The 24,724-nt window shown below is 47.1% G+C and carries 23 protein-coding genes and 1 pseudogene; 11 read left to right on the top strand and 13 right to left on the bottom strand.

Going from position 1 to position 24,724, the window contains the following annotated elements; genetic code table 11:
• Nucleotides 1–8: 8 nt before the first annotated feature.
• From ascB to licT, 3 genes are all read right to left on the bottom strand, one after another.
• A complete protein-coding gene (gene ascB, locus NSQ73_RS07075) occupies nucleotides 9–1,421 on the bottom strand; it encodes a 6-phospho-beta-glucosidase (RefSeq protein ID WP_039298797.1) in 1,413 nt (470 codons plus the stop codon).
• Between the two features lie 28 nt (nucleotides 1,422–1,449).
• Nucleotides 1,450–3,336, bottom strand: coding sequence for a beta-glucoside-specific PTS transporter subunit IIABC (locus tag NSQ73_RS07070; RefSeq protein WP_039298794.1), 1,887 nt, complete (start codon nucleotides 3,334–3,336; stop codon nucleotides 1,450–1,452).
• A 151-nt stretch (nucleotides 3,337–3,487) separates the two neighbouring features.
• A complete protein-coding gene (gene licT / locus NSQ73_RS07065) occupies nucleotides 3,488–4,324 on the bottom strand; it encodes a BglG family transcription antiterminator LicT (protein WP_039298791.1) in 837 nt (278 codons plus the stop codon).
• A 415-nt stretch (nucleotides 4,325–4,739) separates the two neighbouring features.
• On the opposite strand from licT, the gene NSQ73_RS07060 reads away from it, so the two are divergent.
• Nucleotides 4,740–6,389, top strand: a complete 1,650-nt coding sequence (locus tag NSQ73_RS07060; RefSeq protein WP_340985884.1) for an S-layer homology domain-containing protein — start codon at nucleotides 4,740–4,742, stop codon at nucleotides 6,387–6,389.
• A gap of 123 nt (nucleotides 6,390–6,512) precedes the next feature.
• Here NSQ73_RS07060 and NSQ73_RS07055 read toward each other — a convergent pair whose 3' ends face one another.
• A complete protein-coding gene (locus NSQ73_RS07055; RefSeq protein ID WP_042139085.1) occupies nucleotides 6,513–7,460 on the bottom strand; it encodes an oxidoreductase in 948 nt (315 codons plus the stop codon).
• A 60-nt stretch (nucleotides 7,461–7,520) separates the two neighbouring features.
• A complete protein-coding gene (locus tag NSQ73_RS07050; protein WP_340985883.1) occupies nucleotides 7,521–7,982 on the bottom strand; it encodes a MarR family winged helix-turn-helix transcriptional regulator in 462 nt (153 codons plus the stop codon).
• A 254-nt stretch (nucleotides 7,983–8,236) separates the two neighbouring features.
• Between NSQ73_RS07050 and NSQ73_RS07045 the strand changes: the two genes are divergently transcribed.
• Together NSQ73_RS07045 and NSQ73_RS07040 are read left to right on the top strand one after the other, a co-directional pair.
• Entirely contained in the window at nucleotides 8,237–9,388 is a 1,152-nt protein-coding gene (locus NSQ73_RS07045; protein ID WP_340985882.1) for a YhgE/Pip domain-containing protein, read from the top strand.
• A gap of 66 nt (nucleotides 9,389–9,454) precedes the next feature.
• A complete protein-coding gene (locus NSQ73_RS07040; protein ID WP_042139285.1) occupies nucleotides 9,455–9,982 on the top strand; it encodes a PadR family transcriptional regulator in 528 nt (175 codons plus the stop codon).
• 156 nt (nucleotides 9,983–10,138) lie between these two features.
• Here NSQ73_RS07040 and NSQ73_RS34925 read toward each other — a convergent pair whose 3' ends face one another.
• Entirely contained in the window at nucleotides 10,139–10,246 is a 108-nt protein-coding gene (locus tag NSQ73_RS34925) for a hypothetical protein (RefSeq protein ID WP_445669661.1), read from the bottom strand.
• Between the two features lie 126 nt (nucleotides 10,247–10,372).
• Nucleotides 10,373–10,939, bottom strand: coding sequence for a TetR/AcrR family transcriptional regulator (locus NSQ73_RS07035; protein WP_052422001.1), 567 nt, complete (start codon nucleotides 10,937–10,939; stop codon nucleotides 10,373–10,375).
• A gap of 114 nt (nucleotides 10,940–11,053) precedes the next feature.
• Here NSQ73_RS07035 and NSQ73_RS07030 point away from each other — a divergent pair, with 114 nt between their 5' ends.
• On the top strand, nucleotides 11,054–12,124 hold the full coding sequence (locus NSQ73_RS07030; RefSeq protein WP_340985879.1) for a sugar phosphate isomerase/epimerase family protein: 1,071 nt from the start codon (nucleotides 11,054–11,056) through the stop codon (nucleotides 12,122–12,124).
• Here the strand turns inward: NSQ73_RS07030 and NSQ73_RS07025 are convergent.
• Complete coding sequence (locus NSQ73_RS07025; RefSeq protein WP_445669660.1) at nucleotides 12,108–12,212, bottom strand: hypothetical protein; 105 nt, start codon at nucleotides 12,210–12,212, stop codon at nucleotides 12,108–12,110. The genes NSQ73_RS07030 and NSQ73_RS07025 overlap by 17 nt on opposite strands.
• Nucleotides 12,213–12,616: 404 nt before the next feature.
• Between NSQ73_RS07025 and NSQ73_RS07020 the strand changes: the two genes are divergently transcribed.
• Nucleotides 12,617–13,786 (top strand): MFS transporter, encoded by a 1,170-nt coding sequence (locus NSQ73_RS07020; protein ID WP_340985878.1) that lies wholly within the window; start codon nucleotides 12,617–12,619, stop codon nucleotides 13,784–13,786.
• A gap of 63 nt (nucleotides 13,787–13,849) precedes the next feature.
• On the opposite strand, the gene NSQ73_RS07015 is transcribed toward NSQ73_RS07020, so the two are convergent.
• The 5 genes from NSQ73_RS07015 to NSQ73_RS06995 form a co-directional block, all read right to left on the bottom strand.
• Nucleotides 13,850–14,062, bottom strand: a complete 213-nt coding sequence (locus tag NSQ73_RS07015) for a hypothetical protein (protein WP_340985877.1) — start codon at nucleotides 14,060–14,062, stop codon at nucleotides 13,850–13,852.
• A complete protein-coding gene (locus NSQ73_RS07010; protein ID WP_340989218.1) occupies nucleotides 14,046–14,450 on the bottom strand; it encodes an SDR family NAD(P)-dependent oxidoreductase in 405 nt (134 codons plus the stop codon). Before NSQ73_RS07010 ends, NSQ73_RS07015 begins: the two co-directional genes overlap by 17 nt.
• Nucleotides 14,451–14,749: 299 nt before the next feature.
• The gene (locus NSQ73_RS07005) at nucleotides 14,750–15,130 is read right to left on the bottom strand and encodes a carbohydrate kinase family protein (protein ID WP_340985876.1); all 381 of its coding nucleotides are present in this window, start codon (nucleotides 15,128–15,130) and stop codon (nucleotides 14,750–14,752) included.
• Between the two features lie 294 nt (nucleotides 15,131–15,424).
• Complete coding sequence (locus NSQ73_RS07000) at nucleotides 15,425–16,798, bottom strand: LLM class flavin-dependent oxidoreductase (RefSeq protein ID WP_340985875.1); 1,374 nt, start codon at nucleotides 16,796–16,798, stop codon at nucleotides 15,425–15,427.
• 189 nt (nucleotides 16,799–16,987) lie between these two features.
• Nucleotides 16,988–17,869 (bottom strand): LysR family transcriptional regulator, encoded by an 882-nt coding sequence (locus tag NSQ73_RS06995; protein WP_039293497.1) that lies wholly within the window; start codon nucleotides 17,867–17,869, stop codon nucleotides 16,988–16,990.
• Between the two features lie 167 nt (nucleotides 17,870–18,036).
• Here NSQ73_RS06995 and NSQ73_RS06990 point away from each other — a divergent pair, with 167 nt between their 5' ends.
• From NSQ73_RS06990 to NSQ73_RS06965, 6 genes and pseudogenes are all read left to right on the top strand, one after another.
• Nucleotides 18,037–18,723: a carboxymuconolactone decarboxylase family protein gene (locus NSQ73_RS06990; RefSeq protein WP_340985873.1), complete on the top strand. Its 687-nt coding sequence runs from the start codon at nucleotides 18,037–18,039 to the stop codon at nucleotides 18,721–18,723.
• 35 nt (nucleotides 18,724–18,758) lie between these two features.
• Nucleotides 18,759–19,949: an amidohydrolase gene (locus tag NSQ73_RS06985; RefSeq protein WP_340985871.1), complete on the top strand. Its 1,191-nt coding sequence runs from the start codon at nucleotides 18,759–18,761 to the stop codon at nucleotides 19,947–19,949.
• 159 nt (nucleotides 19,950–20,108) lie between these two features.
• Nucleotides 20,109–21,713, top strand: coding sequence for an ABC transporter substrate-binding protein (locus NSQ73_RS06980; RefSeq protein ID WP_340985870.1), 1,605 nt, complete (start codon nucleotides 20,109–20,111; stop codon nucleotides 21,711–21,713).
• A gap of 82 nt (nucleotides 21,714–21,795) precedes the next feature.
• On the top strand, nucleotides 21,796–22,740 hold the full coding sequence (locus tag NSQ73_RS06975; protein ID WP_340985869.1) for an ABC transporter permease: 945 nt from the start codon (nucleotides 21,796–21,798) through the stop codon (nucleotides 22,738–22,740).
• A gap of 25 nt (nucleotides 22,741–22,765) precedes the next feature.
• Nucleotides 22,766–23,641 (top strand): annotated as a pseudogene (locus NSQ73_RS06970) (ABC transporter permease); the annotation flags it as partial.
• Nucleotides 23,642–23,683: 42 nt separating this feature from the next.
• Complete coding sequence (locus NSQ73_RS06965; protein ID WP_340989217.1) at nucleotides 23,684–24,721, top strand: ABC transporter ATP-binding protein; 1,038 nt, start codon at nucleotides 23,684–23,686, stop codon at nucleotides 24,719–24,721.
• The last annotated feature ends 3 nt before the right edge of the window (nucleotides 24,722–24,724 follow it).

Raw genomic sequence — 24,724 nt, 5'->3', positions numbered from 1 at the left:
TAAAATATTTAGTCTAAGTCAGACCCGTTAGAAGCAATTACCTTCTTGTACCAGGCAAAGCTTTTCTTCTTTATTCTTCTAAGGGTTCCTTTACCATCATTGTCTTTATCTACATAAATGTAACCATACCTCTTTTTCATTTCTCCGGTAGATGCACTGATCAAGTCAATCGGTCCCCAGCTGGTGTATCCGATTAAATCGACACCATCCTGAATAGCCTTCGAGACCTCCAAGAGATGCTCCCGCAAATAATTGATCCGATAATCATCATTAATCGTATCGTCAGCTTCTAGATTGTCTGCTGCACCCAGACCATTCTCTACAATAAATAACGGCTTCTGATAACGGTCATATAATAGATTAAGAGCAATTCTTAGACCCAGCGGATCAATCTGCCACCCCCATTGCGATGAAGGCAAATATGGATTTTTGACACCACCGAACAAATTACCCGCTGTAGTCTCTTTCCCCTCCGGATCTGCACTCACAGCACGGCTCATATAGTAACTGAAGCCAATAAAATCAACAGGGTAGCTTTTCAGAATAAGATCATCCCCGGGTTCTTTTTCAAGTACCACTTCATTCTCCTTGAAAAATTGCGCTGCATAGGATGGATAACCTCCTCTGGCCTGTACATCGCCAAACATCAGGATTTCCCTTTCACCTTGCAGGGCGGCAAAGACATCCTCCGGTGCACTCGTCAACGGATATGCGGGAATATAAGCCAACATACAGCCGATTTGGGCATCAGGTATAATTTCATGACAAGCCTTTACGGCGAGTGCACTTGCTATGAACTGATGGTGTGCCGCCTGATATTGAACCTGTTTCTTATTCTCTCCTTCCCGGAGGATAATTCCACCACCTGTGAACGGATAATGGGCCAGAATATTAATTTCATTAAAAGTCATCCAATACTTGACTTTCCCTTTTAATCTCTCAAATAGAACCTTGGCATACCGTTCATAGCATTCAATGGTCTTACGGCTTCTCCAACCTCCATACTTCTTGGCCAATCCTAAAGGCATTTCATAATGAGAGATCGTAATGACAGGTTCTATATTGTATTTGAGCAACTCATCTATCAAGCCTTCATAGAAGCGGATGCCCTCTTCATTAGGAATCTCTTCATCTCCCTCTGGAAAAATACGTGTCCATGCAACTGAAGTCCGAAAACAGCGAAAGCCCATTTCTGCGAACATTGCGATGTCTTCTTTATACCGGTGGTAAAAATCGATAGCTTCATGAGAAGGATATTCACCTTCAGGAATCTCCATGATCGGCCCTGTAATGCCACGTGGCATTACATCTGCTGTGGACAAACCTTTTCCATCCTCTAAAAAAGCGCCCTCTACCTGGTTGGCCGCTACTGCGCCGCCCCATAAGAAATTTTCTGGAAAACTGTTTGTGTTGGATTTCAAAGTGAGTCTCCTTTCTAGCCAGTTCTGCTTAGACCACAAGAGTCAGCAACTTATCTTGGGCTGTAACCGATGAGCTTGTTGTTTCAATTACATCCAAGTATTCAGCAGTATTTGAGATAATGATTGGAGTGATCGGATTGTAACCAGCTTCCCTGATCTTTTCAAGCTCAAATTCAATCAGTAGATCCCCTTTTCGCACCTGATCCCCTGCTTTAACCCGAGGGGTGAAATATTGCCCTTTTAATTGAACGGTGTTGATTCCAATATGAATCAATATTTCTGCTCCATTCTCGGACCGTAGAATTACAGCATGGCCTGATTTGAGAATGGTACCAACGGTTCCATTCACTGGAGATACGGCTTGGCCAACACTCGGAACAATAGCTATTCCTTTTCCCATAGCACCTTCTGCAAAAGCAGGATCGGGAACTTCAGTCAAGGATTTCACTTCCCCTGTTAACGGGCTGAGAAGCACCTCTTTCTTCAAGACAGATGAATGATTAGAAGAATTGGCACTTGCCTCCGGTTGAATAGCCTTCACTTCTACAGCAGGAGTTGCTTCAGTCACTGCAACAGTTTTTTTATCTTGGTACCCGAAAAGAAGCGTTAGAATCAAACCAATTCCCATAGCGGCGACAATCCCGATTAAATAGTAACCCACCGGTTCAAATGCACCGATCGAGAAAATATTCTGGAAGACAAATGCTGTAGCATACGTATTGAAACCGCCATTAATTGCCCCGCCGACAGCTCCGGCAATAATAACATAGGGGATTGTGCGCTTGTAACGCAGCAATATACCATAAACAGTGGGCTCAGAGACCCCGGCTAACAACAGACTTAATGTAGAGGAACCAGCCAGTGATTTCAAAGTCTTTTCTTTGGATTTAAGGAAGACAGCCAGTGCCACCCCTGCCATTGCAAAGTTAGATGCTGCCCACATCGCAAGGATTGGATCGGTTCCATTCGTAAGATTTGCCAGCACGATCGGAATAATTCCCCAATGGAGCCCAAACACAACTAGGAAGAAGATTAACCCGCCAATTACAGCACCTGTTAACAGCCCGCTAACTCCCATGAGGTAATTGATAGCATCTGCGATCGCGTTTCCGAGATATACTCCAAACGGACCGAAGACTATCGCAGCAAGCGGCACAAGAATGACTAAAGACAACAACGGAACCATGAACGTCTGGAGCTCTTTATGAATGATTTTCTTTAAGTATTTCTCCACATAAGAGAAAATCCAAATGGATACGAATACCGGAAAGACCGTTGATGAATAATCCATTAAGACTACAGGAATGCCAAGAAAAGAAGAGGTGTCTCCATTCGCCAATAATCCCGTAAAGTTCGGTTCCATTAAAGCTGCACCAATAACTCCACCTACATATGGATTTGCCCCGAATTTGAACGATGCAGAAATGCCCAAGAATATAGGCAAGAAATAGAAAACGGCATTTGCTGCTGCTGCCAGAATGAGGTAGGTTCCACTATCCGCAGATAGCCATTCAAAGTTTGTGAATAAGGTTAAAAAAGCTTTAAGTATCCCCGCTCCAGCCATTGCAGGCAATAGGGGAGAAAGACTTCCAGAAATTACTGCGAAAATTCTGGACATGATCTTCTCCTTGGGTTGATCTGCATCTGCGGAAGCAGAATTTCCTGCCCCTAATTTGCTGATTTTCATAATTTCTTGATACACGTGAGCAACGTCATTTCCAATTACCACTTGGAATTGACCGCCACTTTCTACGACACTCAAAACCCCAGCTAAGCTTTTCAGCTTCTCCTTATCCGGTAGCTGATTGTCTTTGAGATTAAATCTTAACCGTGTTGCACAATGGACAAGATTGTTAACATTCTCTTCTCCGCCGATATTTTGCACGATATCTTTGGCTAATCTTTCGTATTTCATTTGTGCTCGCTCCTTTTGATCTCATTCTGGCTGGTTTTATGAAATAAAAAAGCCTGAATAGGTGATAAAGCACACTGAAAAACAGTACACTTATCACGTATCCAGGCTTTGCCCAACTAATGGTAACAACCCTGTTCTTTATTGTAATAGGTTAATCTCTGCTGGTCACACGCCTAATATGAAGCATAAAATAGACCATTTCACCTTCGGTTGTTTCAACTTGAAACTCTTCCCGTAAATAGAATCTTACCTTCTCACTACAGGCAAAAGCTTCAGGATATTTGGTAACGACTTGTTGGTAAAGTTCATCATCCTCAGAAGGAATCGATTCATGACGCATGGTGCGATAAGAAAAATATTTCAAGTGGGTCACAAAGCGGCTGTAATTTAACGAATTCTCATCCAGCTCTATCCCATAGTGAAGTGTTACTATATTAAGAATTCCTTGAACCATCTGGGTAACTAACAAGGTCTGTTCCATTTCCTGACCATCTTGCTGCCCATTCACGAAATGCATTGCGATAAATCCAGCTTCATCTACAGGCAGTTTAATTCCAGTTTCCTTTTCAATTAAATGTAATGCATGCGTTGCAGCATGAAATTCTTTCGGATAAAATTTCTGTATCTCCCATAGCAGTGCATTTTTAAGGCTCAACCCCTGTATGGTGCGCGTAATTGCGTAGCTAATATGATCTGTCAGAGCCAGGTAGATATTATTACTAAAGGTCGTGCTTAAATCCTTTGCTGCATAACGAATAATTTGATCTGTCAATTCCAGATGCTTTGGAGGAATCTCACTCAGTAATGTAGATAGCCGTTCAGATAACTCTTTGGTCTCCATCACGAAAGTCTTCTCTATTTTTAACGGATCTATATCTTCACCTGGAGTTTTCTGATAGGCTAGTCCCTTTCCAATAACAATGATCTCAGATCGATTTGGTCCTTCAACCAATGCAACATTATTATTAAATACTTTTTTTATCCTCATGAGTTCGCCCACTTTATATTTTTTTACGGACAAAAAAAGCCTAAACGAATCCATAACTAAAATTAAACTAGCATGAATTGGTTTAGGCTTTGCCTGCAATGCAGTTACAACCCTAATATAAATTGTATTTTTATTATATAAGAGGTGGAGAACGTTTTCAAGTGAAAGATAATGTAAAAATATGTTTTTTTATTTTGAAAATATTAAAAAAATAACTTGTTGACTTTTTAAAAGTTCATATATATGATTTCGTATGTAGATACGATGTGGATTGTAACCGCTTAATCGGGCAAAACCTAAATCGAATCAGACATGGATTTTTCCTATGTCGGTTCGAGTTAGGTTTTTTTCATTTTAAGCGACTTGATCCGACTCGTGTACAAATAACACAACTTTATAACTGGAGGTAGGTAGGATGCAATTGAGAAAAGGTACTGGTCTGATGTTATCGTTTGTTTTGGCGGTTGGCACCATACTGACCGGTGGACTGTCTGTGAAAGCCGAAGCGGCTTCACCTGTGCAAATTACGGCAAATACTTATATTGGCGATACGGGTAGGATGGTTGAATCATTTGATTTGCAGGTGAGCAGCGCAGGCTCATATGCCGATTTGAGAGCATCTGACTTTGTAATTACCGGCAACTTCGATGGTTATCCTGTTAACGAGAATAACGAGACTGTGCAAAACGATTATGCGGATGACGGGGTTGAACTGAGTTGGGCGGATAATATTTTATCACTTAAAGTAAAGCCATTTAAATATTCCGGGGGTCCGGTGTCAGTGTTTGCCGTGACGAATGGACGTTACCCCGAGTTGTCGTTTAATAAGGAATCCGTGACGGTAGTGAAGACACGGACATTCGATGATTTTGTCGCTGGGGAGTTTACAGGAACTAATGGAGAGAAGTTGAACTACAGACTTAAACTGACCGAATCTACAGCCCCACAACCCCTGATCGTATGGCTGCACGGCGGCGGAGAGGTCGGAACAGACAACCTCAAGCAACTCACCGAGAACAAAGGCGCCGTTGCCTGGACAGATTCTGGTTACGATACATCCGTTCTGGCCGTACAATTCCCAGAAAACTATGGGTGGAAAATCTATAACAATCCCGAAGAACTTTCGTTGATGCGTGATTACTTTGAGGTACAGGCGGAGTTAATCAAGGAGCTTATCGTTTCTGGCAAGGTAGACCCGAACCGCATTTATGTCGTAGGGGTGTCCAGCGGCGGCGGCGGTGCGCTTCGTTTCCTGACGCAGTATCCGGAGCTGTTCGCCGGCTCCATTATCGTTGCGGCGAAAGACGCCGTAGCTGATTACACCGGATCCGTAGATAAGTTTAAATCGGAACTGAAGGACCTGACGGATGTACCGGTATGGCTCGTACATGCACAAAATGACCCGATCACAGATAGCCGGACGAGTACGCTGACTTACGAGGCATTGACCGGTTTAGGCAACAACCAGGCCAAGCTAACTATTTATGATGATGCGTTTCTAGCCTCTCAACAGCTTTACGGAGATTTCAGACACTGTTCGTGGATACCCGTATTTAATGATAAGAATATGTTGGCATGGTTATTTGAGCAGAAAAAGCCAGCTGCGACATCGGTCTCTTTACTGCAGGATGCTCAAGTGACACGCGCGGAGTTGGCTGCGCTATTGGCTGACCAGCTAAAGCTAAGCGAGGTAATCGGTACAGATATTTACACGGATACCGTAAATTCGCCTGAGGATCTGGCTATTCGCCAAAATAAGACGGCCGGTATTATGAAAGGAACCGGTGCAGGCCTGTTTAACCCGGATTTGGCCGTAACGCGGGCGCAGCTTGCGATGATCGCTGATAATGTTATGCGGACTACGGGCCAAAAACAAGCTTCTTCTGTAGCAAACCCGGTAGCCTTCAAAGACGTGCCAAACGGGCATTGGGCTTCCGAAGCTATTGGGCGCTCCGTTGCGGCGGGGATTCTGAACGGTGATTCCGCCACCCAATTCGCACCGAATCGGCCCGTGACCGGGGCGGAAGCAACCAAATTTGTGGAACTGCTGACTGGTAGGATGTAACAAACCAAATACAGTCTGGATGAGCAGCGCTATTACAGAAATGATAAAGCGGCCTCCTCGGCCGCTTTTTCTGCATAATACTGCGCCGCATCCTTGGCAGAATAGTAACCGGCATGATTTTATTTAGGATATCCCCGATAATATCTTCTCGAAATCCACATTCGTCAACTGTTTGGAGATTTCCCATAATCGTATGGCAGTATTTACATCTTTTGCAGTAGCCGGTATTTTGGCAGGTGCTGGGAATCCCCTTGTTTCTTTAACTCCATCCGGTCCATAATACTGTCCGCTGACGGCCTCCGGGGAGGTTGCTGCAAAAAGCGTTGGCAAAGCCCCTTGTTCAGCCGACTGTAACATTATTGGTCCAAACAGACGAAGCGCAAGCGGCATCTTGCTTTTTTCTCTTGTTCCATTGTCAACCAAATCTGATCGAGATAAGCCCGGATGAACGGCAATGCTCATAACTCCCCACCGTTCAGCCATACTACGACGATGAAGCTCAAGTGAAAAAATCAAGTTAGCCAGTTTTGATTGACCATATACTGGCATGGGCTTATAAAGGAGTTCTGACTGCAGATCATCAAAATTAATTACAGCACTATTGGCGGCAAGGGCACAGACATTGACAACCCGAGGGTTGTGTCCTTTTCGTAAAAGCGGCATAAGATGAGCTGTCAACGCAAAATGTCCAAGGTAATTTGTGCCAAACTGCAATTCAAAGCCATCCTTTGTAACTTGTCGTTCCTGATTCATTATCACTCCGGCATTATTAATAAGGACATCCAGCCTTGGATACTTATCGCGTATCCGTTTTACGGAAGCTTCTATGGAGGCAAGATCGCCAAGATCAAGCTGTTCAAAATGTATATTTGCCGAAACAACATTTGACTGAATTTCTTTGATTGCCGCCTCCCCCTTACTTCTGTTTCGTCCTGCCAGAATAACTTCCGCACCTGCACGGACCAGAATTAAAGCGGTTATATAACCTAGCCCCCCTGTACCTGTGACAAGAATCAAGCGGCCTTTCTGGGAGGGAATATCGGAAATCGTCCAACGCTCTTTATTCTTCATGCATTCATAACCTCTTCCCTTCTTTTGCTTATTTGAATATCTTCTCTCATTCATCCTGTCTTATTCGTTATTAAGTTTGTTTGTATACTCTATCATACGGCTAACAATCGTTATCATTTGTTTAACATCGTCTTCTCCGAGATGAGTTATGATTTTATCAAGCCTATCGTTAAACTCGTTATCCTTGTTCTTTAGAATCTCACGTCCTTTGGGGGTAAGTGTAACTACAAGGTTTCTACGATTATTCTTGTCTAAGTCTCTGTTTATATATCCTTTCTTCTCAAGTGTACCCAGCATTTGGGAAACTGCCGCTTTGGAGATTGACAGGTATCCCCGAACGTCGGGCAAACCGATGTTGTCTTCGGAATCAGTGGAATTGTCGGCGATTCCTTTCATTAGAACAAGTTCTGTCATGTTAATGTCACTCTTGTTCCCTCCCGTTTCCATTCCGAGTCCCGCTCCATGTAGCCTCTTTAATTGAAATATCGAATGCACAAATTGAGTTTTTAAGTTTTGATCCATTTTTTATTCCTTTCTTTTAACTGTCAGTTCAAGTCACTTTAAGTTAATAAGTTAACTGTTTAGTTCTTTACAGTATAGTACTTAACTCTTCTGTTTTCAATATAGGATTTTCAATTCTGCCTGCTTCCCTACACAATATGACAACCTCTTCAATATTAATATAATCCACTATTTCTCGAAACTATTGACAGCATCCATGAAAAGATATACTTTGAATAGAGTATTCTAAATAAAGTATATGGATGGTGTGAGCGATGAAATCATTTTTCAAAAACAAGGCAATTCTGAGTGGTGTTTTTATGATGATTTTTTACCAAATCATTATGATCGGAGTCTTCACTTCCGGTTATAGTGCGGTTCCGAAGAACATCGGCAATCTCTCGGTGGCAATTGTAAATGAAGATAAGCAGTACGGGATGGAATTTGCGAAGCAGCTTGAGCAGGAGCTGCCGTTTCAGGTGCAGACGGATACCGATCTAAAGACGGCTCAGCAAAAGCTTGAAGACCGGGACATTCATCTGATCATGCACATCCCTCAGGATTTTACACAGAAGCTCTCTGCTCCGGACCAGCAAGTTCAACTGGATTATTATATCAACCAATCCAATCCAGCTACCACCAACAGCACAGTACAAAATGTAGTAACGCAGATCACAGAAAAAATCAGTACCCAGCTGCAGACAAGCGGCATTGAAGGTGTACTGCAAAATATGAAGATGTCGGAGGTGCAGGCCAAGGAGATGGCCGCAGGCATTGTTAACAAAGTCCAGGCCAATGTAATAGATTCCAATCCTCAGCCAGCCGGGATGCATAATCAAATGGCTCCAATGTTTCTGACGATGTCCTCTTATGTCGGGGCTATGATATACTCCATGATGGCAATCGGTGCGTTGAACCAATTAAAGGGTAAGCTTGGAAAATGGAAAGCCTTCCTTTCGCTGCAAGGTACCAATGCTATCATTTCTCTGATCGTCCCCTTGATCGGGCTTAGCATTTATTTCGTCATACACGGATATGGAGCTGGTACGTTTGTTCATTTGTGGCTGTTGCACGCCTTCGAATTATTCGCAGCCATTCAGTTCACCAGCATTTTCTGCCTCCTCTTTGGACAGGCAGGCATGATGCTAAATCTACCGTTCTTGCTGATTCAGACCATCGCCAATGGATCGGTGGTGCCACAGGTTATGATGCCAGGATTTTATAAAGCCATTAGCCATATTTCCGTAATGTTTTATACCGTTCAGTTGGACTACAATTTGCTATTCGGCGGAGGGCGTTCTGCTGTACTGCTGTTAGGTCTTAGCCTTATCATGGTTTCAGCGCTTGCTTTGAATACTGTAATCCACCATTTCAAGCCGTACACTAAATTAAGCCCCGGTGATGCACCTCAGCCGCTCTTCATGTAAAATAGAAAGAGCCGAATGCCCTTTACGGCAGACGGCTCTTTTCATATATATTCTAGGAGGAGTCTTATGTCGCTTCAAATATTTATCCTTGGTATCCTGAGCGAGGGGGAGCATCATCCTTACGATCTGAAGAAGCAAGTTCTAAAGCCTCTCGATAATTCATTTCCGATCAACGATGGAACCCTTTATTATAATTTTGAGGTTCTTTTAAAAAAAGGACTTATTCAAAAAATCAAGGTTGAGCAGACCGACAACCGTCCCGAGAAAACGACCTATGGAATTACAGAAAAGGGCCGTGAAACACTGGTGGAAGAAATCTATTCCGCATTTCAAAACTTAACAAATTTCACTTCCCTGTACTCCTCCCTCTTTTTTCTGGATAAGGTTGACAGCAGGAAGCTTGCTTATTTGATCGAAGATGCCATTGAACGACTGAATAGAAGAAAGCTTTTGATTGAAAATGGCGATTCTGAATTATCAAACATTCCCGATTCTAAAAAATTCTCCGTCCGGCTGATTTCAGAACATGCCCATCAATCAGTCCAAAATGATATTGCTTTGCTGCACAAGCTGCTCCTAGAAGTGAAAGGATGAGCATACAGCAGAAAGCAACTCCAAACTTAGTTCAGTGAGACAAAAAATGCGCGTTACGCCCTTAAACACAAAACTAAATACTTTAGTTCTTGTCCAATTGCGTACCGCGCAAAATTGATGTCAATTCTGCTGAACCCGCAGGCATTTATTTTCAAATCAAACACTTAGTTTGTTTTTCCTGAATTCTCTGGGTTTGCAGCCCACGAGCTTTTCGAACATCCTTGAAAAATGCTCTATATCTGAATATCCAACCATCTGGAAGATTTTTGTATATATTCAAACACCACAACTGGAGATCTGTGGGATTCATTCATGGCATGTCAACTATCCCTTGGAATATCTCGTAGATTGTCTCTTCAGAATCAGCATGGCTCTGATTATTGCAGGCGGTTATCCGTTACCAATCGTTCTTCCAGCCATTTTCAGAATTAATTTCACTTCTTCTTCCGGTGACTCTAAACAATCTGTGAGAATCCATTCTTTAAGAAGTCTTACTGTTCCATACTGGACATACGAGGCAATTGCCTTCTTTTCCTTCAAATCCAATTTTTCCGGTAAATGTTTAATGACCATTTGATCAAACTGCGGCAGTGAGATAGTGATGCGGGAGATTAGATCATAATTCTCCATATCTATTACAAGTTTTATAAATTCAAGATTGTCTTTTATGTATTGTAGTATTCCAGTCAGACATTCATCGATATTTATACCTGCTGCAAGATCTTTGATAACAGTAAATGAAGTATTTTGTATGTATGTCTCAGCGATTTCATTTAACACATCATATTGACTTCCATAGTGATTATAAAATGTAGTGCGATTAATTCCTGCAACCTGGCATAGTTCCCGTATGGATATTTTATTAATATTACGCGTCTTTAACATTTTTAATAAAGCTTCGCCAACCAAGCGTTTCGTTAGCATCACCCTCTGGTTGACATTATTTTTTTCTGACATAAGGCCTCCATTGTATTCGACATTTCCGAAGAATCTGTCGGTTGTAAAATAGACAGATGTTGATATTATTGTAAAGTACTCATGAAATAAGTCAATGAAACGGAGATGTACAAATTGAAAAAAAACAGAAAAAAGGTACTAAAAGTAATCATTGCGTGTATTAGTCTCATAATAATTCTTGTTGCCGGGTATGAAATCAAAGAAAAAATCCGCATTAATAAAATTGTCAAATCACACAAAACGGAGCAAAGCAATATTGTAAAAAGTAAGGGCCGGAATAATTCACAGCATATAACAACTGCAGTTCAACAGATTATGATAGGAACAATGAGTAATAATTATGATAATGCTTTACAAACATTACTTAATATTAAAAATGCAGGTTATGATTCTATCGAATTAAATGATTTTATGATTCACAAGTCTTCCATTCTTGTAAAACTAATGACAAAGTTCTCAGGAATGCCTATTGGCAATGGCGGCAAGCTTGATTGGCCTAAGCTGATTAAGGAAAGCGGACTGAAGGTCGTAAGCCTACATAGTAATCTGGGGAGCATTGAGAAGGATGCAAAAGCGATAGCCGTTGAAGCGAAAAAATTCGGTACAGATACAGTAGTTATTACCGGTATGTACAAATTTGATTATAGTAGTTTAGATGACGTGGAAGAACTTGTTCAAAGTCTGAACCAGGCAGGAAAAGCCCTTTCTGAAGAAGGGATACATCTTTTATATCATAATCATAATGTTGAACTGCAAAAGGTAACCCCCGATAAAACAGCTTACGACATTATTATTGAAAAAACAGATCCTGCATATGTTAATTTCGAGTTTGATAGTTACTGGATGGCCGATGGCGGGGCTAATGTTCCGGCTTTGATGGAAAAACTGGGCAGCCGAATGAAATTATGGCATATCAATGACCGCGGACATACCAAATCAGGTCCCTATATGACACCCATTCTGAAAGAAAATGCTACTGAATTAGGATATGGAAATATGGATCTGGATACTCTCTCAGCAATTGCTATAAAAAACGGAGTAGAAGGTGTTATATTAGAAACTCATAAAAATTGGGTGGATAACGACCCAATCAAGAGTATCCAGGTTAGTGCAGGATACATGCAAGAAAAGTTTGGTGGCCAAGAGAACGAAGTACAGAAAGATAATGCTACCGAACCATTTTAAATTGTAATAGAGCCATTGTGGGATCACCTATCTGAAAGAACTGCTGAAACACAGTGTTGATCACCGCTGCCAGCATCATAGGCACGATGAGCAGCCCGCCACCACGTTGTTGTTCACTTTCTTAATCACCTTCATACATACTCACCCCCCTGCAAAATAAAAATGACCGAAAACGATTACAGGTTGAGTAATCGAAATCGGTCATGCCTGGTTCGCCCAGTAACAGTCCGTGTAAGGAATATAACCTTATTGTAGTCGGCCGCGCCAGAATGTCAATCATCCATTTTCATGAAATTGCTTTCTCCACGAACCCCTCTGTCTTCAGACTCGTTTGTTCTTGCTATTCAAAGCTCGCTGCTCCTAGATAAAGGCTCTTACCCTTACGAGGACATCAAAATAGTGTTATTTATTAATTTATTATTGCTATTTAAGATAGATTTATATTGTTATAATGCTATTGCAAAGTGTATACAAATTGAGGAGAGATTAGAGATGGTTACGTTATTGCTGATTATTATTTACCTGGCATTCATAGGTCTCGGATTGCCTGACGCCTTGCTTGGAAGTGCATGGTCTATTATGAAACTTGATATTGGTGCCACAACAGAAATGGCAGGTTATATATCGTTAACGGTTTCATTCTGTACGGTTGTATCCAGTTTATTTGCAAGCAGATTGTTGCATAGGCTTGGCACTGGAAAGGTAACATTGTTCAGCATTCTATTAACAACGATTTCCTTATTCGGATTTTACTTCTCAAACGAGTTCTTATTCTTTATACTTCTGGCGATTCCTTTGGGATTAGGTGCTGGTTCTGTAGATGCAGCATTAAGTAACTATGTAGCGCTACATTTTAAGGCCAGGCATATGAGCTGGTTGCATTGTTTCTGGGGGATTGGAGCAATGACGGGACCTATTGTAATGTCATTTTCACTGGATAATGGAAATAACTGGCGCATGGGATACCTTGCTATAGGGATAGTACTTACTATCATAGTACTAATATTATTGGGATCGATGTCTTTATGGAAGGTTTTTGAGAACGGTAAGATAGAAGAAGGAGACGAGAAGACACTCATCAGTAACAGAGAAGCCTTACGAATCAGGGGTGTGCGAATGTCCATGGTCTCCATGCTTTGTTACAATGGTTCGGAAACAGCCGCTGGTCTATGGATGGCATCCTTTTTTATTGAAAGCAAAGGAATTACTCCTGGCACAGCAGCGGCCTTTTCTTCCCTGTTTTATATTGGAATCATTATAGGACGGATTTTTTCCGGATTTCTCTCGACTAAGTTATCCAGTAAAAGGCTGATACGATACGGTGGGTTAATTGGCTGTGTCGGACTTCTAATTCTTATTTTACCGGTTCCACATTGGGTTGCTGCAGGAGCATTGCTCATTGTGGGACTAGGTGGAGCGCCAATCTATCCGAGTATTGTTCATGCCACACCGGAACGGTTTGGGGAAAAAGCTTCTTCGAGTGTAATTGGACTTGAAATGGCAAGTGCTTATACAGGTTCTACATTGATACCTTTATTAATGGGGTTTATTGCAAGCCAATTTGGTATGTTTATGGTACCCATTATCTTGCTTCTACTTTTTAGCATCATGTTTGTATCTTCAGAAATGGTTAATAGGGTTTACAAACATAAGCTTATATAAAGTATTGCACTAAAGTAGCAATCTCTTTTCCATTTCACTGTAAATGGGAACGCTGAGCTTCTCCTAGATCAAATCCTTCATTTTATCAGCAATAAGATCTGACGCTCTTCTAGGACTCAAACGATAGAGTTTATCCATTATTTTGGAATCCTTGCCCGCCAAAACTCGAATCTGGTCATTTTCAATTCCTTTCACAATAATTTTGGCAACTTCTTTAGGCGTTAACAATCGGGAAAATTGTTCCTTACTTATCTCCTTATTATCTGCAACATCCAATCCGGAATTTATCATAATTGTTTGTGCTTACTCCTCCAGGAAAAACAAGGGTTACTTTCACATTTGTATCTTTAAGTTCAGCCCGAAGACCCTCTGTCAAAAGTTTCACAGCAGCCTTGGATGCGCCATAAATGGTTTGACCGGGGACCGGAAGAAATCCTCCCATACTGGATACATTGGCAATATGCGCAACTGGTCTTTTCAACAGATAAGGAAGAAATGATTTTACCATATAAAGTGTCCCATAAAAATTGATATCCATAACTAACTTGATTTTATCGTATTCCAATTCATTGACTTTCAAAAACGGATGAATAATACCTGCATTATTTATGATTCCATCCACTTTTCCATGCTGATCAATCACTTGCTCCGGGAGCGCCCCGATAAACGGAAAAATAGTATATGAATCCTCAAATCATCCGTTTTTTAATCCTCTTTACGAGAACCAAAAACAAAAATTATTTGCGCAATTGAATTTCTATGCGAGTAAGCCATATGAATTTCCATTAATTAAGAAGTCGGCATTCTTGAAAAATTCATCCTTATTAGTATTTTTAACAATCAAACATTTGAAGCTGCCTCATTAATCGGCCCCTCTGTTTCCTATCCTATATCAGAGGATAGAGTGAAAGGAATAATCCATGATTCACGCGGATTTTTTTATCGTTATAAAATCCTACAATATTACAAGTCGATCCCTATTGTTCTGCACGAAAAACTGTTAAGCATAACGGGCGTCTCCTTACTCTTCGTGATCACTACCATGCTGGTAGATTCGTCCACCCGCTGGACCCCGCTTGTATTCATTCCTGCACTTTGCAATTCATTTACCAGAAACGTCCCGAGACTGTCTCTCCCCACGGCCGAAGCAACCTGCGACCGGATGCCCAGCTTCTTGACATTAATGGCAATATTGGAAGGCGACCCGCCAAAATATCTGGTATATCCGCCACCTTCTGAAGCCCCGCCGTAATCGTTGGAGATCATATCAACTAGCAGTTCGCCCACCGTTATCAGATCGTTCGCTCTATCTTCCAATGGTATGGCCTGACTGAGATTAAACACCCGTTCTCCCCCTAAAACTCCAGTATCCTTTCGTCATAATTCCATTCTATTGTTTCTGCCTAAGCAATACTTCAAAAAAAACGTGCTCTTTTTTCAATTCACAGGCACAACACGGAACGTAACAACACACATCTGGGTACGCTTAATCTTAAAAAGCCCAAACCTATAAGGTCTGGGCCTGATATTCAAATCAAGTAACATTTATATCTGTATATAGAAATTCACGCAGAGCCGTTTGCCGTATTAAAATAACCGGACGGCCTCTCCTTCATGGCTCTTGTTCAATGCTAAGCTCTATTCCTCCAGCCTACGGAAGGCTGCTCCCGGATGTGTATCCGCCAGGCGCGTGGCTCCCTTTCCAAACAGCCGCTCGCGGAGTGTCGTTTCCTCATACCGCTCCCGGAATATCCCCCGCTGCTGCAGCACAGGCACAACCTGCTCGATGAAGTCGCGGTATCCTCCGGGCAGGACGTAACGTTCTAAGTTGAAGCCGTCCACTCCCGTCTCCTCCACCCAATACTGCATTTGGTCCGCGATCTCTTCTGCTGTGCCCGCGACAGTAATTCCCCGGAATTCCTTGGCCGAAAAGTTGTCGATGACGTCCTGCACCGTAGGAATGAAGCCGCTGTGCTTCGTGTATCTTTCCGTATGGGTACGGCCTTGCTCTGTCTGCAAATTGGTGAACGGCGCATCAGGGTCAAGGGCTGTAAGGTCGATGCCCGTCGAGGTCTCATAGGTGAGCAGTGCCGCTTCCTTGCTGGCATAACTCCGGTAGGATTCCAGCTTCCGCTGCGCTTCCTCCTTCGTCCGTCCGACGACGGCGGACAAGCCGGTGAAGATCTTGATCTGCTCCGGACCTCTCCCATAGGCTGCCGCCCGCCGGCGGATATCCTGCACTTGTGCGCGCAGTGCCTCGACGGTAGGGGCTTTGAGGAAGACGCCTTCCGCATGTTTGGCTGCGAAATCGCGTCCACGGTCCGAGCTGCCCGCCTGGAAGAGAACCGGTGTCCGCTGAACCGACGGTTCGCTTGAGTGGGCTGCGGTCATCTGGAAGTAACGCCCTTCATGCTTGACGATATGCACCTTGGAAGAATCGGCATAGCGGCGGCTGAGCTTGTCACCGGTGACAGCATCCTCTTCCCAGCTGCCCTCCAGCAGCTTGTAGCTGACTTCCATGAACTCCTCCGCCTGCTCATAGCGCTCATCATGCGGCAGAATACCGCTTCGGCCGAAGGCCTCCGCCCCGCTGATCCCTCCCGTGGCAACCACGTTCCAGCCGATCCGGCCATTGGTGAGATGATCCAGTGTCGAGAACCGGCGGGCGTTCGGGAAAGGCAGCTCATAGACGGGAGATGCCGTAGTCACGAAGGCCAGATGTTTAGTCGCCGCTGCCAGCGCGGGGATCAGGAGCATCGGGTCGTTGGCTGGCGCATACACCGCCTCCCGGTAGGTGAGCTCCCTCTTATGATTGGGATAGCCGTACGAATCGGCAAAGAACATGAAGTCGAACAACCCCCGCTCCAGCAGCTGGGCCAGCTCAATCCAGAAATTCAGCTCCTTATACCGGTAGGACTGATTATCCGGATGTGCCCACAAGCCCTGAGTCATCTGATTCAGCGTGTTGATATCGAAGATGCCTAAATGGATTTTTTTCACCTGAGAACTCATTCCTTCCTGCTCTATGATCCGTTTGTTAATAGAATATGAATATCTATAAGTACAGAGGATATCCGATGCCAAGGCGATTGTACAATAGAAAGAAGTGAATCCGGCAATTAGAAATAGTAAAGTCCGCCCCTTTTCGCAGAAAAGCCCCGGGCGAATGCAATGATTGCACCCGCCCGGGGCAAAGCTGTTTCAGGCATACATCCGTTTGATCTCCTCCACCAGCCCTTGGCTGATCCGGCTCATGGAAGCCTGATTACGGCGGGTCAGAATTCCAAGAGACGGCCCCTCCATCAGATCGGCTACATCCTTCACCACTGTACCCGGGATGGGCGGCATTACCGCCACTTCCGGCGCAAGCGCAATACCCAGCTTCGATTGGACGAAGTATTTGATCACGGTAATGCCCGCTACTTCTATACTGCTCTGGCGCAGCTTGCCTATATGCTTGGTAATCATCTCTTCAATCCGGATGCGGAAGGCGCAGGAGCCGGGGGTGAACAGGAATTTCTCATCCTTCAGGTCTTTAAGATGAAGGTCCTCCCGCCCGGCCAGCGGATGATCATCAGGTACGATCAGCTTGAAGGTCTCCTTGAGCAGCGGGTAGAACTCCAGCTCCAGGTGCGGATCGGGCTGGTTGCACAAGACCAGGTCAAGCCTGTCCTCCAGCAGCATGCCGGCAAGCTCTTTCGTTGTACCGATCGTCACCTTGGTCTGCACCTTCGTCTTCTGCCGGGTGAAGGATGCCAGGATGTCAGGCAGGCGTTTGCTGGCCGACGGCTCAGAAGCGCCGACACGGATAAGGCCGGTCTCCCCCTGAATGAAATCTACCAGCGCGACGTTCAGATCATCGTATTCCTGCAGCAGCGACCCTGCTCTCTCATGGAACAGGCGGCCCGCCGTCGTCAGTGTAATGGTCTTGCCCCGCTCAAACAGCTTGACACCAAGCTCTTCCTCCAGTTTTTTGATCTGAATCGTAATGGTGGGCTGTGAGTACTGCAGCGCCTCCGCCGCCCGTTGAAAATTGCCAAGCTTCACGATGGTTTGAAAGGTTTTGATAAGTCGAATTTCCAAGCGCGTCACACCTCCCAATCACAACGATTTACTATTTATAAACCGAAGCTTTATATATTTCAATTATACAACTCGTTTCTTTTCCCCTATTATAGCAGACAAGCCGTTAAATAATCCAAGCGGATTACAATGAATTAAAAAATATCATAAAAAGTGAGGCCTCTATTATGAATAACCCAAGCAGCTCAGTTCCGGAAAGCAACAATAGCCTGTACACCCGCCACACCCCAAGTTTCTCCGCCAAGCTGTTCGCATACTCTCCCGAAGGCTTCAAGGCATTTGGTGAATTCAACAAGCAGGCTCTGGCAGCCGGAGTGCTGAGTGTGAAGACTAAGGAGCTGATTGCAGTTGCCGTATCACATATCACCGGATGCCCTTACTGCATCGAAGCCCACATCGGCAAGTCCAAGTCCGAGCAAACCACCTTCGAGGAAATCTTCGAATCGGTGACTGTTGCCGCTGCCGTCAAAGCCCACTCCGCCTTCTTCAACGCTTCGAACGCGCTGAAGGCGTTCCAAGGCAGCACGGATGCCGATCTCTTCCCGCTCTCCAATATTGAACTGGCTGACAAGCTTGAGGACGTGAACGGGGACCTTTACAACGGGTTCCACGAATTCCTGCAGATTTCACTGCGCGGCGGAAGTATCCCGGAGAAAGAGAAGCTGCTGATTGCGGTCGGAGCCGCGCTCGTCGAGGGCAGCGCGTATTCCATCGAAATCTTCACCCGCCGCGCCAAGGAGGCGGGCATTACCCTGGAAGAGCTGGCCGAGACAACCCTTGTGGCCACGGTGCTCAAAGCCGGTTCCGCAATGGCCCACCGCGTAAACGCACTGCAGGCCTATGAGAGAGAATAGGCAGTATACGCATCAGACAGAGAGGGGTGGTTCCTATGACAGGGCAAACGAATAACCGGGAAGAATGGCCGGAGGGTCTGGCGGAGCAGCTCGTTGCGTGGCGGCGGCATCTCCACCGCCATCCCGAGCTCTCCTTCCAGGAGGAGAACACCGCCCGCTTCGTTACTGACACACTGACAGGCTTCGGCGGCCTTGAGCTCAGCCACCCGACGCCGACCAGCGTCGTCGCACGGCTGACCGGCGCCAAGCCGGGCAAGATTCTTGCTCTGCGTGCAGATATGGATGCCCTGCCGATTCTGGAGGAGAACGAATTCGAGTTCGCTTCGGGCAAACCGGGCGTCATGCACGCATGTGGCCATGATGGCCATACAGCCATGCTGCTGGCTGCGGCCCGGCTGCTTACAGAGCGGCGGGACAAGCTGCACGGCGAAATCCGCTTCATCTTCCAGCATGCCGAGGAGCTGCCGCCGGGCGGTGCCATTGAGCTGGTCGGGGCGGGGGTGATGGACGGCGTGGATTGGGTCTTCGGCGAACACCTGGCCTCCCAGCTGCCGGTCGGGCAGATTGGCATAGCCTACGGCGATATGGCCGCTTCACCGGACAATTTCACCATTGTCATCAAAGGCTACGGCGGCCATGCCGGCTTCCCCCACCGGGCTGTCGACACCATCGCGGTCGGCGCCCAGATCGTGGCGAACGTACAGCATATTGTCTCCCGCTACACGAATCCCCTGGACCGGTTAGTTGTCTCTGTGACTCAGTTCACTGCCGGGGCATCTCACAATGTCATACCGGACACGGCCATTCTCAAAGGCACGGTCCGCAGCTTTGGAGAGCAGGTCCGCCGGGATGCGCGTGAACAATTACTGCGCATTGTGCAGGGCATTACGGCGGCGCATGGCGCTGAGTTCGAATTCGATTACGTCCTCGGCTATGAGCCTGTCGTTAATGATGAAGCGCTCACCCGGATCCTTGAAGAAGCTGCGGGTGAGCTGGTCGGGCAGAATGCCGTCATCCATACACCTCCAGGCATGAGCGGTGAGGATTTCTCCGCCTATCAGCAGAAGGTACCCGGCACGTTCGTCAACATCGGCGCCGGCAATCCGGATAAAGGCATTGTATTCCCCCATCACCACCCGAAATTCACTTTCGATGAAACCGCACTGGAAACCGGTGTCCGGTTGTTCGTACGGGCGGCGGACAAGCTGCTGGACTGGGATTCCTAGCCGTAATCCCCTCAGACTTTAGTTTTATTGATCGCATCCATTAAAAGGATTCAATATACATCTTTAATAAAATCATATATATTTAATTTTAATATATTAAATCCGATTATACTAATTGGATTAATAAAGTTTAGATAAAAGACTAAGGGGAGAAACCAGATGAATAAGCTATACCGCCATTCCATTCTAGTACTGCTGCTTGTCTCGCTGCTCGCCGTATATGGCTGCTCTTCGGGCAACGGCAATAACAATGCAGCTTCAGGCGCGGATGCCAACGCTCCCGGAACGGCTGAGCCGGCCCCGGAGAACCTGGCGTCAGAGCTGCGCTTCCCGCTCGCCCAGCAGGTGCCGACGCTGGACCCGCACTTGTCGCTTAATACCAATGTGTATGTAACGCTGAATATTTTTGAAGGGCTGTTTGCCTTCGATGCCAACTTCAATCCGGTTCCGATGCTGGCCGAATCCTACGACCTGAGCGAGGACGGCAAGACGTATACCTTCCATCTGCGCCAGGGTGTCAAGTTCCACAACGGCAAAGAGCTGAAGGCAGAGGATGTCACCGCTTCCCTCAACCGCTGGAAGTCACTGACCGGCCGTGCGCAAGCTTCGCTGGGAGAATCAGAGTTTACGATACAAGATGATTACACCGTCGGGCTTGCACTGAGCGAGCCCCGCAACGACATTATCTCTCAATTAAGCCATGTGCTTAACAATGCCGCAATCTTGCCTAAGGAAGTCGTAGAGGCAGCCGGTCCGGACGGCGTGAAGGAATACATTGGTACCGGTCCGTTCAAGCTCGTCGAATGGAAGCAGGACCAGTACGTACATGTTGCGAAGTTCGATGACTATCAATCCGTCGACACCCCTTCTTCCGGGCTCTCCGGCAAGAAAGAAGCCTATCTCCAGGATATCTATTTCGATATCGTCACAGACAGCGCGACACGCTTCTCTTCGTTCCTCGCAGGCACTTACGATTACGTTGATGTTACACTGGACAATCTGCCGCAGGTTGAAGGCCTTGCAGGTGTGACGGTGAACAAGAACCTCGGATCGGATATCAACCTTGTGTTCAATAAGAAGTCTCCGCTGTTCTCGAACGTCAAATACCGCGAAGCGGTAGCCGCCGTGCTGGACGCCGACGAGATTCTGCTTGGAACAGTGAATTCTCCGGACTTGTACCGCCTTAACCCTAGCTACATGTATCCGGAGAATACGACCTGGTACAGCGAAGCCGGCAAGGAGAACTATAATCAGAAGAATCCGGATAAGGCGAAGCAGCTGCTTCAAGAAGCCGGCTACAGCGGCCAGGAAGTAACCCTGCTTACGACCAAAGAGCTCGGCGGCTCCTTCTATAACGCAACAATCGTCCTCCAGAAGGAACTGGAAGCCATCGGTGTGAAGACCAAGCTGGATATCAACGACTTCGCAACCCTGCTGAAAAAACGCGCTGACCCGAACGCCTGGGATATCTATGTTGGACTGTTCACCATGCCGTCCACCCCGTCCCAGCTGCTCTACCTGAATCCGACCTACGGCTTCGCTGAAGATGCTAAGCTCGCTGAGCTGACCAAGCAGCTGACCGCAGCCTCCACACCGGAGGAGATCAAGACAGCCAACGATGCGCTGCAGCAATACGAGTGGGAATATCTCGCCGCCGTCAAGATCGGTGACACCTACTCCCAGAGCGCAACACGTGACAAGCTGACAGGATTGACCACGCTGGCAGGTTATCCAAACCTGGCCAATACGAAACTGTCCCAATAAAGCAAACAGGAGCCGCATGAATCCCCCAGGGATTGCATGCGGCCCTTGTCCTTCATTACCCGCCTGGAAGGAGGCGCCATTCTTGGCATTTTACATCACAAGACGGCTGCTGGCCATGATTCCTGTACTCTTCGTCCTGTCCGTGATCGTCTTCCTCATCATCTATCTGATTCCCGGTGATCCGGCTGCCGTCATGCTTGGCGATGGCGCCAGTCCGGAAACGATTGAGGCGCTGCGGGAGCAAATGGGTCTGAACCTGCCTCTTCTCCCGCAATATCTGCGGTGGATCGGACATACGCTGCAAGGCGAGCTTGGCGACTCCTTCTTCATGAGGCAGCCGGTCCGCACAGCACTGGCCGAGCATCTGGGCCCGACCTTCTCGCTTGCATTGCTGGCAGAGCTTGTCGCCATCGTCATCGCGGTTCCCCTCGGTGTTCGTGCGGCCTCCAGAAGAGGAGAGCTTACGGACAAGGCGTTGACAGGATTTTCGCTGTTTGGGATCACGGTTCCCGGGTTCGTACTCAGCATGTTCACGGTGCTGCTTTTTTCCGTACAGCTTAAGTGGCTTCCCGTGTCCGGCTACAAGCCGCTCTCTGACGGCCTGATAACACACCTGAAGTATCTGATCCTGCCGGCCCTCTCGCTCGGCATTGTCCAAGCCGCCTTGCTGGCAAGAGTTACCCGCTCCTCGATGCTTGAAGTGCTGAACGAAGGCTTCGTCAAAACGGCGCTTGCCAAAGGCGTCAGCGAGCAGGGCATCGTATACCGTCACGTCCTGCGCAACGCGCTGCTGCCGATATTGACGGTGATTGGCGGATCATTTGGCGCTCTGCTTGCCGGTGCAGCCGTCATTGAATCCATTTTTAATATCCCCGGTATGGGACAATTGCTTGTCAACTCGGTACAGCGAAGGGATTACGCGGTTATCCAAGGGGTTATCCTGTTCGTCGCCTTCGCTTATGTAATGGTCAATCTCGTCGTGGATCTGCTCTGCACGATCGTCGATCCGAGGGTCAGACTCAAATAACGGAGGGAAAGGAGAACTATTGCTAATGCCCCTATTGGAGATAAAGGCGGATGAATTGGCTGCCCGCAGGCTCCGCCTGAAGCGGGAGAACCGCAAACTGTTCGTGCGGAGATTCTTGGTCAACAAAGCCGCGGTTACCGGCAGTGTGCTCATTGCACTGGTCGCTGCCGTTTCGCTGTTCGCGCCCTGGATCGCAAGCCGCGATCCCTACGCCATCGACGTCGTCAACCGTCTTAAGGCTCCAAGCGCCGTATATCCGTTCGGTACGGACAATTTTGGCCGCGACCTGCTGACGCGGGTCGTATACGGAACGCGGATGTCGGCCGAAGTCGGCTTCGCGGTCGCGCTTGGTTCGTCGGCAATCGGTCTCGTCATCGGCCTGTACGCCGGCTATTTCAAATGGCTGGATCAGATTCTGATGCGCGTGATGGATGGTCTATTCGCTTTTCCGGCCGTGCTGCTGGCGATAGCAATGATGGCCGCGCTAGGGCCGAGCGTCGGCAATCTGATCCTCTGCCTGATCATCGTCTTCGTCCCTTCCATTGCCCGCATCGTCCGTTCCTCGGTGCTGACTGCCAAGGAGACGACCTATATTGAAGCCATGCATACCTTGGGCGCGTCACACAACCGGATTATCTGGAAGCATATCCTGCCCGGCTCACTGTCCACGCTTATTGTTCAAGGCTCCTTCATCTTTGCCGAGGCAATTATCGTGGAGGCGGCGCTCAGCTTCCTTGGTGCAGGCATTCCCGCTCCTACGCCAAGTCTCGGGAACCTGCTGTCGGACGGCAAGCTGTATATTTACAACTCGTCATGGATGACCCTCTTTCCCGGCCTTGCGCTTGTCCTCGTCGTGCTCGCGATGAACCTGTTCGGCGACGGCCTCCGGGATCTGCTCGATCCCCATGCCCGTCGTTCGTTGACCAAACGCTTGGTTCAACCGCTGAAACAGCGTCCCGTTCCGTTTCAAGCGGGTTCCGCTGCGGCGGATAAGCCGCTTCTGCAGATTAGGGAGCTTAAGACTCAGCTCCATACGGAACGCGGCCGGGTACCCGCAGTGGACGGGGTATCGTTCGAGGTGGGCAAAGGAGAGGTCGTAGGAATCGTTGGGGAATCCGGGTGCGGCAAAAGCGCCACTGCCCAGTCCGTACTGCGGCTATTCGACGAGAAAAGGCTCGCAGAATACGAAGGGGAGATTCGCTACAACGGCATTGATCTGCTTAAGCTCACCCCTAAACAGATGCGCAGTGTCCGCGGCAATGAAATTTCTATGATCTTTCAGGACCCGCTCAGCTCTCTGAATCCGGTTCACACCATTGGAGAGCAGATCGTCGAGACGCTGCGGCTGCACCGGCCCATTGGCAAAAAAGAAGCCTGGACGAAGGCCATCGGGCTGCTGCGGCTAACCGGTATTCCTGCTCCCGAACGGAGAGCACGCGAATATCCCCATCAGCTCTCAGGCGGCATGCGCCAACGCGTCATGATTGCCATCGCTCTTGCCTGCGAGCCGCAGCTGCTCATTGCCGATGAGCCGACGACTGCACTGGACGTAACCATTCAAGCGCAGATTCTGGAGCTGATCTTAGACCTTAACCGCAGGATGGGCATGAGCGTCATGCTCATCACCCATGACCTCGGCGTCGTGGCCGAAGCATGCAGCCGGGTCGTCGTCATGTACCTTGGCCAGGTGGTCGAGAGCGGCGACGTCCGTACCCTGTTCGAGAAGCCTCTTCATCCTTACACGATCGGGCTGATGCAATCGGTTCCCCGTCTGGACGGAGACCGCTCACAAGAGCTGGCTGCCGTGCCGGGAAGTGTCCCCTCCCTTGATCAGATTCCGCAAGGCTGCCGGTTCGCGCCGCGCTGCTCCTATGCGGACGACAAGTGCCGGACCGTTATGCCTGAGCTTGCCGCGCTGCCGGGCGGCGATACCCTGGTCAGATGCTGGCATGCCGGTAAGCTGAGTGGAATGGAGGTCTGACAG

The organism is Paenibacillus sp. FSL R10-2736 (genome assembly GCF_038000245.1).
Taxonomy (GTDB): Bacteria; Bacillota; Bacilli; order Paenibacillales; family Paenibacillaceae; genus Paenibacillus_AQ; species Paenibacillus_AQ phytohabitans.
This window is presented reverse-complemented; position numbering and strand designations above follow the sequence as displayed.